The 12,503-nt window shown below is 60.6% G+C and carries 11 protein-coding genes; 2 read left to right on the top strand and 9 right to left on the bottom strand.

Translation table 11 applies throughout. The features are described 5' to 3' along the window. Positions 1-196: 196 nt before the first annotated feature. The 9 genes from ACLEJR_RS12160 to argH form a co-directional block, all read right to left on the bottom strand. The gene (locus ACLEJR_RS12160) at positions 197-1,438 is read right to left on the bottom strand and encodes a DUF1835 domain-containing protein (RefSeq protein ID WP_440814193.1); all 1,242 of its coding nucleotides are present in this window, start codon (positions 1,436-1,438) and stop codon (positions 197-199) included. A gap of 174 nt (positions 1,439-1,612) precedes the next feature. Then, positions 1,613-2,791, bottom strand: coding sequence for an MFS transporter (locus tag ACLEJR_RS12165; RefSeq protein ID WP_440814195.1), 1,179 nt, complete (start codon positions 2,789-2,791; stop codon positions 1,613-1,615). A gap of 53 nt (positions 2,792-2,844) precedes the next feature. After that, positions 2,845-4,182, bottom strand: coding sequence for an MmgE/PrpD family protein (locus tag ACLEJR_RS12170; protein WP_440814357.1), 1,338 nt, complete (start codon positions 4,180-4,182; stop codon positions 2,845-2,847). A gap of 23 nt (positions 4,183-4,205) precedes the next feature. Beyond that, positions 4,206-5,093: a polysaccharide deacetylase family protein gene (locus ACLEJR_RS12175; RefSeq protein ID WP_440814197.1), complete on the bottom strand. Its 888-nt coding sequence runs from the start codon at positions 5,091-5,093 to the stop codon at positions 4,206-4,208. Then, positions 5,086-5,925, bottom strand: a complete 840-nt coding sequence (locus ACLEJR_RS12180) for a polysaccharide deacetylase family protein (RefSeq protein ID WP_440814199.1) — start codon at positions 5,923-5,925, stop codon at positions 5,086-5,088. The genes ACLEJR_RS12175 and ACLEJR_RS12180 overlap by 8 nt, the downstream gene beginning before the upstream one ends. 173 nt (positions 5,926-6,098) lie before the next feature. Further along, a complete protein-coding gene (locus ACLEJR_RS12185; protein WP_440814200.1) occupies positions 6,099-6,923 on the bottom strand; it encodes an ABC transporter substrate-binding protein in 825 nt (274 codons plus the stop codon). A gap of 38 nt (positions 6,924-6,961) precedes the next feature. After that, complete coding sequence (locus ACLEJR_RS12190; RefSeq protein ID WP_440791744.1) at positions 6,962-7,726, bottom strand: amino acid ABC transporter ATP-binding protein; 765 nt, start codon at positions 7,724-7,726, stop codon at positions 6,962-6,964. Between the two features lie 11 nt (positions 7,727-7,737). Next, on the bottom strand, positions 7,738-8,616 hold the full coding sequence (locus tag ACLEJR_RS12195) for an amino acid ABC transporter permease (protein WP_440791746.1): 879 nt from the start codon (positions 8,614-8,616) through the stop codon (positions 7,738-7,740). Positions 8,617-8,696: 80 nt separating this feature from the next. Beyond that, a complete protein-coding gene (gene argH / locus ACLEJR_RS12200) occupies positions 8,697-10,124 on the bottom strand; it encodes an argininosuccinate lyase (RefSeq protein WP_440814202.1) in 1,428 nt (475 codons plus the stop codon). Between the two features lie 315 nt (positions 10,125-10,439). Between argH and ACLEJR_RS12205 the strand changes: the two genes are divergently transcribed. Further along, entirely contained in the window at positions 10,440-11,405 is a 966-nt protein-coding gene (locus ACLEJR_RS12205; protein WP_440791750.1) for a LysR family transcriptional regulator, read from the top strand. Positions 11,406-11,558: 153 nt separating this feature from the next. After that, positions 11,559-12,485 (top strand): hypothetical protein, encoded by a 927-nt coding sequence (locus ACLEJR_RS12210; RefSeq protein WP_440791752.1) that lies wholly within the window; start codon positions 11,559-11,561, stop codon positions 12,483-12,485. Positions 12,486-12,503: the final 18 nt, after the last annotated feature.

The raw sequence follows: 12,503 nt of genomic DNA on the forward strand, positions 1-12,503 counted from the left end.
GTAGCAATGACAAGCGGATGATGAGCCCTTCTTCAAACGGCCAGCAATGGTGGAACGACGCCTTTTGTCGGAAAAATGTCGCAATTTGAAGGTGATTTTTGGCCTTGAAAAATTAACGCCAATTTATTGGCTGTCGCGGCATGTGCACCATGAGAAAGCTATGAGAGGACCGCATCGTTCGCAACCGACGAAGCCCTCAACGCTGCCAGACCTGCCCATCCGCGCTGACCACCCAGGGCGCCTGGCCGGCACCGATATGCACACCACCGATCCAACGCTGCGCCGGATTCTGATCAAGCCAATTGGCCTGGCCTAGTAGGATCTGCTCACCCAGAGCGGTCAGCCGCAGAGGCCGCTGATGCCGATCTTCCCTTGGCTTTTCAGCGATCAATGGGCGAGGTGCATCGATCAAAGGACGCAAGAGCGCGTAAAACATCAAGTCACCCAGGTAGGGCAGCGGTTCATAACGGGTCATGAGATGGCCGAACACTTTCGCAGCGGGCAATTCGCCGTGAGCGGCGAGAATGCGCAGTGTCAGGCGCTGGCTGAGACTCAAGCCATCGGTAGCGCCCGGAAGCTCCTGCAACTGCCGCGCAAGGGCGGGCCCAAGTAGCGGCAAGGCTGGGTGATGCTGGCGAGCCAGGCTTGCCCACTCGCTCGGGTCCGATGCAGTGAAGGCAGCCCATGCCAGGCGTGCCACGGCCAAGGCATCGTCACCCAAGCGACGGCGTTGTGGCCACAGCCAGGCGAGAAGGTCCGGTGCCAGTTGCCCAAGTCCGATGAATCGCTCCACGCCCGGCACCTGGGCTGTTTCGATGAGTTCCAAGCGTCGGGGCAAGGTGGAAAGACTCGCCAGCACCCGAATCAGAAACAACTGATCGTAGGCATCGCCCTCACACCACAGCACCAGTTCGCTATCGCCATGCAAGCGGGACAGTGCCATACGCTGGAGTGCCTGACGCTGTTCAATATCACGGGCAGATAGCCCGAAGGCTTGTTGCAGATAAGCGGCGCGTATTGACCAGTACTCGGCTTCAGGCAATGCGGGCACAGGTCCCATGACCATCGGGTCGTCGAACATATGAAAGGCACCTGAAAAGCCTGCGATGCGAAGGCTGTGCTCGATGTCGTTGCCGCAGCGCCAGTGCTGGACCGTGCTTTCTCCCGTCGCGGCGAACGTTGGGTGACGTGCGGCGAACGAGACTGCTTCGACATGAGCGATCAGCTTGGGCCAACTGGCAAAACCAGCCTCTCGGGCGACGAGCCATTGGGTGTCTGCGAGGCGATAATCGGGGCCCAGGCAGCCCAGCGCGCGCAGCTGTAGACGCGCTTCGTCAGCCTCATTGGCCTTGAGTGCGCTTAGAAGACGTTTGGCACGTTTTCGCAGTATGGGTAAATCCAGAAGACCATCACGACGTGATGCATAAAACGCGGGCATACCAACTCCTCAAGAGGCTCGGTCCGCCGACAAGCCGGGAGCTGGAACGGAAAATGTTGAAAACCTGCTTGGGTCACCCCTTCGCGCGGACCGCGGGCGTAGCGAACTCCGAGGGTTGGACTTTAACGGCAGGCTTGCGATGAGGCAAGGCTGACGACTGAGTCGACTGCAGTGTTATTCCCGCAGCAACGCCGCCCGCCGTCCCGCCATGAAACACAGCGTTCCACCCATCGCCGTCAGCAAGCCAAGGGCATAGAACATCGTCGGCGCTGGCGTGTGCAAGAGCAGGAAACCGCAGATCACCGGGCTCAGAGCGCCGCCGAGGGCCGCCAGGTTTTGTGCGCCGTAGTAGCTGCCGCGCAGCTCTTCCGGGGCCAGGGTGTCGACGAACAGGAATTCCGCCGGGTAGATGATCATCTCGCCCAGCGTGAAGATGAACATTGCCACGCACCAGCTCACCAGACCATCGGCCAGGCTGAAACCGATCAAGCCGAGGATGAACAGGCTGGTGCCGCCGGCAATCCAGTAGCGCAGTTGCTCGCGCTTGAGGAACCGGCCGATCTGGTATTGCAGCAGGATGACACTGATGGCGTTGCAGGCGAGCAGGGCGGCCATGGTTTGCAGGGCGCGTTGTGAGTCTTCGGTGACCAGCAGGTATTGCGACAGGTACAAGGTGAATCGACCGTGGACCACGGTGCTGAACAGGCAGCCGCAGGTGAACATGATCAGGGTGCGGTCGTTCTTGAGGGTGGTCAGGGTCTTCAGGAAACTCGGCGGTTGGCCGATGACAGGCAGCGGATCGGCGTCCTTCGGGATGGCGCTCATCAGGAAAATGCTGAAAAACGCAATGCCGCCGGCCATCAGAAACGGTGCGGTCGGGTAGACCCCGGCGATCACTACGCCGAGCATCGGGCCGGTGGCGTAGCCGATGTTGGTCAAGGTGTAGCGCAGGGAGAATGCCTTGGCCCGCTGGCCCACCGGCAGTTGCTCGCTGAGGATGGCCTTGGAGCCGATCAGGAACAACGCCGAGGCCGTCTCAGTGACGACCAGGATGGTGGTGGTCAGGTAAAGGTTTTCGGCGAAGGTCAGCAGCACGAAACCGATGGCGCTGGAAAGCATGGCCAGGATAAGCAACTGGCGCTTGTCCAGTCGGTCGATAACGTAGCCGCCGTACAGCGCCAGCAAGGTGGCGATGAACACCGCGATGCCCAGCAGCAGACCGACGTCTTGCTGATTGAGGCCGAGCTTGGTGCTCAAGAACAAGGTGAGCAGCGGGCTGGTGATGGCGCGGCTGACGACAATGGTCAGCGAGCAGATCATCAAGCGGCGGATCACGAGGGAGTAGGTGGCCACGGGAAACAAATGTCCTTATTCGAATGCGGTAGCGTTTATCGGCGACCGATGGTTCACGCCAGCCATTGATGCAGCTCTGCCGTTGACTCCAGGGCTTGCATACGTTGCAGCCGGGCCAGTAGCGCCTGGGCCTGCGGTCGAGGGATCGTCCGCTGGGCCAGGCTGAAGAACTTCTCCTCCAGCGCCGCGTCGCTCAGCGGATTGCCCGGTGCGCCCAGCGGTATGTCTACACACAGGCTGGCCTGCCGACCGTCCAGGGTCCGCACGCTCACGATGGGCTCGCCATCCTCCGATAACGTCGGGTCCACTTCAAGGCGAATCCGAGAAACCCATTGCGCTATGCGCGGATCGCTGCGCATTACGTCGTCATAGGCCTCCAGCCGGCAATGTCCCAGTACCAGTCGTACGGCGAGGGCGTAGCGCAGGCTCATCTGTGCGGCGGCCAGACGGGTGACGTCCTGGCCGCCGCACATGTCCTGGAGAAACTCGCAGAGCGTGACCTGGATGTCCTCGATCTGCCCGGCGCCGACATCCAGTTCGGCCAGCAACAGCCCCAACGCATCGATCGCCGAATGGGTGCCACGGCAAGCGGCGTAGGGCTTGATCGAGCAACGGGCAAGTTTCCAGACGCAGCCCAGGTCCTTATCCAGTGCCTCAGGGACGGCAGTGCTACCGGCCAGGGTCTTGAGAAACCCGCCCCAGACGTCCTCGAACAAATGGCCCGGTCCGGTGATCCCCTGCTGAGCGAATCGTGCGGCCAGCAAGCCGCCTTCGGCAGCGCGACCGCTGTGGAGTTTCTTGCTCTGGGAGCCGTCATGGATAAAGGCCCACAACCCGCCGCTGAAACTGCCGGCAATGCCCAGGGCCGACACGGTTTGTGCGGTGCCCAGGCCGAGGACCCGTGCGCTGGCGGCCGCTGCGCCAAACACGCCGCAGGTTGCAGTGGAATGCCAGCCGGCGCCGTTATGTGCTGAATAACTGCCACAGGCTTCCAGCACCCTACGGGCGATCTCGTAGCCGATCACCACCGCCGTGATGAACTCCCGGCCGTTCACCGGGTAGTCGACCATCGACACCGCCGCCATGACCGCCGGCAGCACCACGGCGCCTGAGTGATCGCAGCCTCCGGTGTCGTCCAGCTCCAGGGCATGGGCAGCGATGCCATTGAGCGTCGCAGCCTGGGCAGCGCCGGTGCGCCGATCCGTGCCCCAGACTGGCGTATCGCCGGGTTCATTGGCAAACACTGCCTGGGCCTGTCGCGCCACCTCACTGCCGGCGCCGGCGAGGGCCGCGCCGAAGGTGTCGAGGATATGCCGCTTGGCCTGGGTCACCAGCGCTGCGGGTAGATCTTCGAATTGTGTTGTCACGCAGAACTGCGCCAACCGCTCCATTGGGGGCACACGGTGCCAAGTGTTCATTCGCCCTGGCTCCGATAATGGCGCTCGTACACGGCCGCCGGATGGTCCTCTGTCACGCTTGTTGCCGACGCTGCCCACCAATGGGCAACGTCACCCGCCGTGGTGAGCCATACATCCGGATGCCGTTGGATGCTTTCCAGCAATTCCCGTAGCAGGCCGATGCGCCCGGGCGTGGCGATGATTTCCGGGTGCAACCGCAGCACATAGCACAGGCCGAATCGGTGGAACCCGGCGAAGTCCATCAACAGGTTGCCCAGGGTGTGGCTGTACGAGGCGATCCGTGACTGACCGGGTGGCACGGCGGGGCTGAGGTTGAAGGCAAAGTAGGGTTCGTCTTCGAGTTCGTAGTGCAGCGGCAACTCGATCACGTCGGGCGCGGTTGGGTGCGCGAAAGGCAGGTCATCGCCGCGCCACGATGACGACCAGCGGATGCCTTGCTGGTGCAGTGCCTGGATGAATCCCGGTGCGCCATTGCCAGCAGGAATCCGGAAGCCGGTCGGGCGATTGCCGGTGAGCCGGGCCAGGGCTTCGCAGCCCTTGGCGACGTCGGCGGTTTGTTCGGCCAGGGTCAGGTTGTCGTAGTTCTGATGGCGATAGCCGGCGCAGGCGATTTCGTGCCCGGCGGCCAGGATCGCCTGGATGTGCCCGGGGTTTTCTTCGCCGACGATGCCGGGAATGCACCAGGTGCCGGGTACCTCCAGTTCGGCCAACAAGCCGAGCAGACGGTCAACCCCGCGCTGGCTGCCGTAGCGCCAGACCGACAGGGTCTTGTCGCGCCCGGCCACTTCCGGGGCCTGGGTAAGGATGCCGTGGATGTCGTTGTAATCGACGGTCACCACCACTGCGCAACGGTAGCCGTCGGGCCAGACTTTGGAATCAGCCATGGTGATGCTCCTTGAGCCACCAACGGGCGACATCGCGGCAGGTGGCGAACCACACGTCATCGCGCTGGCGCATGTGTTCGAAAAGTTTTTCCAGCAACAGAATGCGGCCCGGTTTACCGATGATCTTGGGGTGGAACAGGGTGGTCAGGCACAACCCTTCATTCATCGCGCCGTCGTACTCGCGGCACCAGTTATCCAGCGTCAATTGGTAACTGGAGGTGCGGTCCAGCCCCGAAGGAAAGTCCGGGCCGCGGGTGTAGGCGAGGGAGGCGTAGTCGTCCATCTCCCAGCGGCCGGGGATTTCCACCAAGGGCGTATCCTGTCCCGGGACGTCAACCAGATAAGGCCGGTCATCGCCGCGCATGCTGCTGGAATAAATCACGCCAGCCTGTGCCAACATGGCCGGGGTCTCGGCGCGCCAGTCCCCGGACGGAGTGCGGAAGCCTTCTGCGCGTATGTTCAGGTAGTTGCTGAACACCTCGCGGGATTTGTTCATCACGGCCTTCTGCTGGTCCAGCGTCAGGGCGTAGAACGATTCGTGTTTGTAACCGTGGTAGGCCACCTCGTGTCCGCGCTCGATGATCGCCTGGCACCGCCGGGGCCAGTTTTCCACGACCCAGGCCGGGACGAAGAAGGTGGTCGGAATCTGGAACGCGTCGAGCAGATTCAGCAGGCGTGGCAGCGCACGATAGGGGCCGTAGCCGCCGAAGCCGAAGTACTCGGGCTTGTGCCAGATCGAGCCGTTGAGCATGGCATCGCCGGTCGGGCCGTCGAGGTCGAAGGCCAGGGCGAGGCAGGCTTTGTGTCCATCGGGCCAGGTGGGGGAAGACATTTTTGTGCTCCAACAATTAATGAACGCCCCCGCGGGTTTTATTGTGGCGAGCTTGCTCGCGATTGCGGTGGGCCAGGCAGTCGAGTAGAGACTGATCGGACGCCATCGCGAGCAAGCTCGCTCCCACAGGGGCGGGCGGGGTGTTGCAGGTTCTGCGTACACCCCGGCCCTGGTCATTTACCGGCGTTGATGGTCACCGTCTTGATCGCACCCAATTCCAGATCCCACTTTTTCAGGATGGCCTGGTAGCTGCCGTCATCGACCATGCTTTGCAATGCCACTTTCACAGCCTCGCTCAGCTCGGGCTTTTTCTTGCTCACGCCCAGGCCGGTGAACTGCACGGAAATCGGCTGGCCGACGGTCTTGTACATGTCCTTTTCCTGGGTCTTGAGGTAGGAGAGGGTCTCGCTGCCTTGCATCGCCGCGTCGATTCGACTTTGGCGCAGCTGTGCACGAGCGTCTGCCGAGCCTTCGGTACCGACCACCACGATGGCCGGTTTACCGGCCGCTTCACAGGTGCCCTTGCTGAACTCGGCGATTTCCGCCGGGAAGGTGGTACGGCGACTGGTGCCGACTTTCTTGCCGCACAGGTCGGTGACGTCGTTGGTGTCCTTGTTCTTTTGCAACGTGTAGAACTGCGGGCCGCTGGTGAAGTAGTCGACGAAGGTCACGCTGGCCTGACGCTCGGCGGTGTCGGTCATGCCCGACAGCACCATGTCCACCCGGTCGGTGGTCAGGGCGTTGATCATCTGTTCGAAGCCGGTTTCCTGCCATTTGATCTTCACGCCCAGACGTTCGGCCAGGGCATTGCCCAGGTCATAGTCCAGCCCGGTCAGGGTGTTGGTGGCCGGGTCCTTGAAATCCATGGGTGGATAGTTCGGCATGATCGCGACGACGATCTCGCCCTTGTCCTTGATGCTTGCGGGCAAATCGGCGGCGAAGCTGACGCTGGAAGCCACCAGGCCGGCGAGTACTGCTGGGATTACGAAGTTCTTCATGGTCGTTCTCTTATGAGTGTTGTGACGCCAGACGGCGCTTAGGTTCGAACGGCAGAAATGAAGCTTTGGGTGCGTGGGTTTTGTGGACTTATAAGGATTTCTTCGGGGCTTCCAGCCTCCACGATCTGCCCGCCGTCCATGAACACCATGCGATTGGAAACCTCGCGGGCGAAGCCCAGTTCATGGGTGACGACGATCATGGTCATGCCGGTCTGCGCCAGATCGCGCATCACCGACAGCACCTCACCGACCAGTTCCGGGTCGAGTGCCGAAGTGGGTTCATCGAACAGCATCAGCTTGGGCCGCATGGCCAGGGCGCGGGCGATCGCCACCCGTTGCTGCTGGCCGCCCGACAATTCGATCGGGTAGCTGTTGCGTTTGTCGGCCAGGCCAACCCGCGCCAGCAGCTCCAGTGCCTCTTCGTGCGCTTCCTTGGGCGAACGCTTGAGCACCTGGCAGGGACCTTCGACGATGTTTTGCAGCACGGTCATGTGCGGGAACAGGTTGAAGCGCTGGAACACCATGCCGGTGGCCAGGCGTTGCCGGGCGATCTGCGTCTCGTTGAGTTCGTGGAGCTTGTTGCCGACCACGCGATAACCCACCAGCTCGCCGTCGACCCACAGGCCGCCCTTGTCGATCTTTTCCAGTTGGTTGACGCAGCGCAGCAAGGTGCTCTTGCCCGAGCCGGACGGACCGATGATGCACAGCACCTCGCCTTGTTCGACTTCGATGTTGATGTCTTTGAGGGCGTGGTACTGGTCGTAGTATTTATTCAGGCTCACGGCCTTGACGATGCTTCTCATGTCGCTTCCCCTCACGAACGCTTGCCGGCGCCGCGAGCGAAACGGCGCTCCAGACGACTTTGACCAAAGGACAGCACCGTGACCGTGGCCAGGTACCAGATACCCGCGACGATCAGCAGCTCCATGACCCGGGCGTTGGCGTAGTAGATGTTCTGAGCGTTGTAGAGCAGTTCCGAATACTGGATGACGCTCGCCAGCGAGGTCATTTTCACCATGCCGATGAACTCGTTGCCTACCGGTGGAATGATGATCCGCATGGCTTGCGGCAAGATGATCCGGCGCAGCGCTTGCAGGCGCGGCATGCCGATGGATTTGGCGGCTTCGTACTGGCCGGTGTCCACCGACAGCAGGCCGGCGCGCACCACTTCGGCGGTGTAGGCGCCCTGGTTGATGCTCAAGCCGAGCAGGGCGGCCACGAACGGCGTCATCAGGCTCACAGTGTCCATTTCGAACAAGCCGGGAATGCCGATGGTGGGGAAAATCAGTGCCAGGTTGAACCACAACAGCAGCTGCAGAATCAACGGCGTACCGCGGAACAGCCAGGTATAGGTCAGCGCCACGTAGCGCAGGATAGGGTTGGCCGACATGCGCATGATTGCCGTGATCACCCCGAACACAATCCCCAGCGCCATGGCCAGCACGGCCATGACGATCGTGTTGAACAGGCCCCACAGAATCGCCTGGGACGTGAGGAACTGGCCGATATACGACCATTCGATCTTGCCTTCGGCGAAGGCCCGCACCAGGCCCAGCAGCGCGATGACGATCACCGTGGCGAAGAAGATGCGTCCGTAATAGCGCCGTGGCACATGCTGGTATTGGGTGATGTCGAACTGGTTTTCCGCCAGTTTGCGCTCCGCCTGGAGTTGTTCTGCCTGGGTGTGGCTCATGTGGGTTCTCCGTACACTTTATTTCGGGTCAAACACCTGGTCCCTGCGGGAGCAAACCCGCTCCCACAGGGGTGTCTGATTCAGAGGCGGAACCCCTGGTAGTCCTCGGTCCACTTCTGCTGGGCGACGAGTGCGGTCTTCAACCGGCCGATCTGCTCACGCACTTGCTGCGGTGCGGTACCACCGCGGCCGCTGCGGGCTGCGATGGCGGCCTCCAGGGTCAGGCTCTCGCGTACTTCTGGCGTCAGGCGTGGATCGATTTCGGCCAGCAGCGCCGGGGACGCGTCCCACAATTCGATGTCGTGTTGCTCACAGGCCTTGACCAGCGCACCGGTGATTTCGTGGGCTTCCTTGAACGGCACACCGCGCATGGCCAGCCAATCGGCGACCTCGGTGGCGAGGATGAAGCCCAGCGGCGCCTGACGCCGCAGCTCTTCAACGTTGACCTGCATGGTCGCGACCATCCCGGCCATGGCGGGCAACACCAGCAGCAGCGTGTCGACGCTGTCGAGTACACCGTTCTTGTCTTCGCTCAAGTCGCGGTTGTAGGACAGCGGCAACGATTTGAGGGTGGACAGCAGGCCCGTCAGGTTGCCGATCAAGCGACCGGCCTTGCCGCGAGCCAGCTCGGCAATGTCCGGATTCTTTTTCTGCGGCATGATCGAGCTGCCGGTCGCGTAGGCATCGTCCAACGTGACCCAGCGAAATTGCCGCGACGACCACAGGCAAAATTCTTCAGCGAGGCGGGAAATGTTGATGCCGAGCATGCTGGCGATGAACAGGAACTCAGCCACGTGATCGCGGCTGGCTACAGCGTCGATGGAGTTTTCACACACACCGCTGTAGCCCATTTCGCGGGCCGAATGTTCGGGCAGGCGAGCGATTGCGGAACCGGCCATGGCTGCGGCGCCCAGTGGCGACAGCGAGGTGCGCGCATCCCAATCCACGAGGCGCTGCACATCGCGCAGCATCGCTTGGGCGTGGGCCAGCAGGTGATGGGCGAAGACGATCGGTTGCGCTTGCTGCAAGTGGGTGAAGCCGGGGCAGATACTCTCGACGTGTTGTTCGGCCTGGGTTACCAGCGCCTGTTGCAAGGCCAGCACTTCGACGGCCAGAGTGCGGACGTGATCGCGCAAGAACAGGCGCAGGTCGTTGGCCGTCTGATCGTTGCGCGAGCGTCCGGCACGCAACTTGCCGCCAAGGGCGCCGAGGCGCTCGGTCAACAGGCGCTCGATGAAGGTATGGACGTCTTCGTCGTCCAGGGTCGGAGCGATGCTGCCGGCGCGGAAGTCGACGCCGATCTGGTCCAGCGCGGCGAGCATGGTCCGGGTTTCTTCTTCGCTCAGCAGGCCGGCGCGTTGCAATTCACCTGCATGAGCCTTGGACCCGGCGAGGTCGTAAGGGGTCAGGCGAAAATAGCGCTCAGGGCAACGCGACAGGGCCGCGAGGGCCTCGGACGGGCCGCTCTTGAAACGCGCACCCCAGAGGCGATCAGTGGTTTGAGACATCGTTATTTTCCTCATCGGTAAAGCGAACTTGAAGCGTTGTGCCTGGCCCGGAACATTGGCCCTGGACGATGGAAATCCACCAGGCATGGCTCGGCTTAGTTATTCATCAAGGGCAGGGGGGAACGCAGTTTCGACGCGGAAAGGGCTGATCGAAGTGTCAGCTTTTAATGTCTGGAAATCAGTGAGTTGGCACTCGGAGGCGAAAAATCTTAGCGGTTGCCAAGCCAGGTTTTCTGTGATCATTATTATTAGCCAGCGTTGTTTTTGTTGTTGGACACAGAGTGTTGAATAGGGCGCCAGAGGTAAATAAGCATTATGGAAACCCCACTTTCCAATTCCGGAAACCCGCCGCCTAAACCGCCTCACCGGGCTCCGTTGGCGCTCAGCGGCCTGGACTTCAAATTGCTCAAAGTCTTCAAGGCCGTGGTCGAGGCCGGAGGTTTCAGCGCTGCGCAGAATGAGCTGAACGTGGGGCTGGCGGCGATCAGCAAACAGATCTCCGATCTGGAAATCCGGATTGGCATGCGCTTGTGTACCCGAGGTCGCGAGGGGTTTCATCTGACCGAAGAAGGCAAGTTGGTGTATCAGGCATCCATTGACCTTTTTGCCTCGGTCGATAACTTTCGAGATCGGCTTAGTTCAGCTCAGAATGAACTTGTCGGCGACCTGGGTGTGGGGGTGATTGATAACACCATTTCCGACGCTAATTCTCCGTTAGTTGCAGCGCTTAGACGCATGAACGAGCAGTCGCCAAAAGTAAGGCTGCAACTTCAAGCGTCACAGCTGGATGAAGTGGAGCGTGGTGTGGTGGAGGGCCGGTTAGTGGCCGGAATTGTCCCGGTTTACCAGCAACGAGAGGAATTCGACTACTACCCCTTGTACCAGGAGCGCTCGCTGGTTTATTGCGCGCTGGGGCATCCGTTATTCGATTTGCCAGAGGCGCAGGTCAATAGCGAGATGCTCAAGGAATATGAATGCGTCAACCATCGCTATGCGATTCACCGAGATAAACTGAATTTCGCCCGTTACGACAGCTTTTCTGCCTCGGCGACCCAGGTGGAAGCGGTTGCGCTACTGGTCAAGACGGGCCGTTTCGTAGGCTTTCTACCGCAACACTACGCCGCCGCAATGGTGGAGCAGGGCCTTATGCGCGCGGTGCGTCCCGACTTGATCAGTATCGTCACGCCTTTCAGCCTGATCTTGCGGCACAACACCGTACGCAGTCCGCTGGTCAAGGCATTTGCCCAGGCGCTCGGGGTGGATTTGAAAGTGCCGCGGTAAGCTGCTGTGCATGGCGGAAGGCCGCGAGTCTACAATGATGTCGTAATGCCTCTACCTTTGTCTCTCAGCGTGTTAGATTCGTCCCGCAGCCGCCTGGAGGCCAACCACCCAGGCGTTGCGTGAGGACATCTCATTCCATGGAGGTAGGCGAACATGAGCGAAAAAAGAGAGCCGTGGTTTTCCCTGAGGGACATTCGATACCATCGGGACGGCGCGCATGCGATTGATAATATCCATCTACTCTTCCCCCTGGGCACCGGAAAATACGACTACGCGTTGCCCACCGACAGTTCCAATACCGTCCTCAGGCTGGTGCATTTTCTGTTTTCATCCCTTGATGAGAAGGAAGAGTTCGACAACGAAAACTTCCAGGCATTGCTGGCGCAGCTAAAGAGTCCAGACGGCTTGACCATGCAATCGCTCATCAAAGATGAGTTTCTGGCGGCTGACTTCCTGGTCTACAGCTCGTTCAAAGCGCATAAGGCTATCGATCAAAGCCTGGGCTTGATTCCTGAGCTGAATATCGGCCTGCGTACCTCGATGGTGATTTTACAAAGGGTGCTGGGCAGCTTTCAGTCTGTCTCGATACTGATCAAGAACAGCATGTATTTTGACGTGAACTGTCTGCTTCGTTCCATCCTGGAACAGGTGGGCCACGCTTATCAGATCATGAACGCGCAAAGCATGGAGGAGGTTGACAGGTTTGAGTCAACCAAATCGATTACTGCACTGAAAGCGGTCATTCCCGACGCAGGTATGCTCAACGGAATGCTGAGCGACTACATACACAACAACAAGGTCGTCTGGGGCGTGTATGTCGAAAGCGAGCCGAGGGAGACGGGCGAAGGGCACCGCAATTACGTGGTCACCCGTTCAGGTAAAAGGACGAAGGACTGCATTCTGGTGTTTAGCCGCATTATCGAAGCCTATCTGGCGGTGCTTGCGCGCGTTTATCTGGATCGTTGCCAGGACATTGACAGCAGCTTCAGGCAAGTGGTCACCGATTGCTCCGAGCACATTGCCAAGCTTAAAAGGGACATGGGGGAAAAGTATTACAGCGAGCCAGAGACGGCTCTGTAAGCCGCTTTCAGAAGTTGC

Source organism: Pseudomonas sp. SMN5, assembly GCF_052041925.1.
GTDB lineage: Bacteria > Pseudomonadota > Gammaproteobacteria > Pseudomonadales > Pseudomonadaceae > Aquipseudomonas.